The sequence below is a fragment of the Halobacterium sp. KA-6 genome, from assembly GCF_021029015.1.
Taxonomy (GTDB): domain Archaea; phylum Halobacteriota; class Halobacteria; order Halobacteriales; family Halobacteriaceae; genus Halobacterium.
In genome coordinates, this window is sequence record NZ_JAJJZH010000036.1 from 1 (window position 1) to 1,452 (window position 1,452).

The 1,452-nt window shown below is 51.0% G+C and carries 1 protein-coding gene and 1 pseudogene; one reads left to right on the forward strand and one right to left on the reverse strand.

Annotated features, from left to right (window positions below):
- A pseudogene (locus LPA46_RS18650) lies at positions 1-246 on the forward strand (glutathione S-transferase family protein); the annotation flags it as partial.
- Positions 247-310: 64 nt separating this feature from the next.
- Here LPA46_RS18650 and LPA46_RS18655 read toward each other — a convergent pair.
- Entirely contained in the window at positions 311-919 is a 609-nt protein-coding gene (locus LPA46_RS18655) for a hypothetical protein (RefSeq protein WP_152418798.1), read from the reverse strand.
- Positions 920-1,452 lie beyond the last annotated feature (533 nt).

Here is a 1,452-nt window from a genome sequence, read left to right on the forward strand (position 1 = left end):
AATGTAACCGACCCACTCCGTGAGAAGTGGAAGCGAATTCGAGACTATGAAAACCTCTACGGCTACATGAGGGACATTTACCAAATTGACGGAATAGCCAAGACAGTCAACATGGACCACATTGTGAGACACTACGGGAATGGTGCTTCACCACCCGGGTTCGGACCGTATGATCTTGAGGAAGTGGACCTGCAGTTAGAGCAACCACATGGGCGTGATGAACTGAGTTCCGAAATCTTTGCCTAGCGATTGACCACGGGAGTGGAACCCCATACTACCTGAGTGTCACTCGTGGTGTTCTTCATCTGCATCATCCCCATTTGTGTTCAAACCATTCTCTTTTCTTATCGAGGGCCCTCTCTTCTTTTTGTCTCTTACCGTGTTCTTCAATCGCATTCTTTGTTTCAATATCACCCCACCTTAACCCCTCAGCAATGTCGGTATCTGTGAGAGGAACACCGTCACTGATCTTCTGCGTTATCCGCGCACGAACTTCTTTGGGGCTTGGTCGGTCTGCCGTATCGATATCCAGCTCCACATTACGGACTTCGTGATTTGGCATATCCCGCTTCGCCCACCCTTGGGTGTGGGCCTCTTCGATAGCACGGTCCAAGGTACGTTCAAAGTCTTTGTTCTTTGCTTGGTGGTACTCGTAAAATAGGGCAATCGCGGACGCCATTCCATCAATTAGGTCGTTTTCGTCCTCAAAGTCTTGGTCTAAGAATTTCTGCCAGTTCCAGTTCGACAGTCTCTGTTGGGCTTCCACGAAGTCAACAATACCATCAAACAACCGTTGGCGAATGACTTTCCGCCGCTCGTATTCCGATTGGGGCACTTGGTACTCTTTCTGACCCCGGAGATACTCCCGGTCGACCGAATCAAACATCCCACGTGCTCGTTCTGAATCATCACCTGTCATTTGCAAATCACAACTGTCCCAGTTGAATGTTCATGGCGCACAGTTGTTAAGTCTGTCGTCTGCGTAGCCACGGTCGTGGTTATAGTCCCGAAAGAAACTCGGGGCGAGTCCGGAGAAGCACCTCCGGCAAATGGGGCGACCTGAGTGAGACCCAAGGGATGACCGCCTCCGGTTCGGGGAAGCAATGCCCACCACCCTGTCTAGTACACGTTTCGGAGGTGTGGGGTGGGGGGTCTGTCTAATGACAGACTACGCAAACACCTGTCCAACCCAAGCCCGCTTGATGCTACCCGACACGGCCGAAACCAACCGGCCGATGCTCGGCACGTGTGGCGAACGTGGGCCGCTCAAAGGCTTGGTGCGAGATGTATCGACATACAATTATTGACGTTTCAAAGTATGAGAAACAAACAAGCGACAACTATCAAGATTAGCAGAGAGAATTGGCAACGCCTCAACTCATGGAAGAAAAAACCCGGAGAAACTTTCGATGATGCACTAACCCGGCTTCTTGCTGAGGACGAGTGACGCAT

Excerpts from the sequence above, each read along its gene's own strand:
- LPA46_RS18655 (WP_152418798.1), bottom strand. The coding sequence starts at position 919 with ATGACAGGTGATGATTCAGAACGAGCACGTGGGATGTTTGATTCGGTC.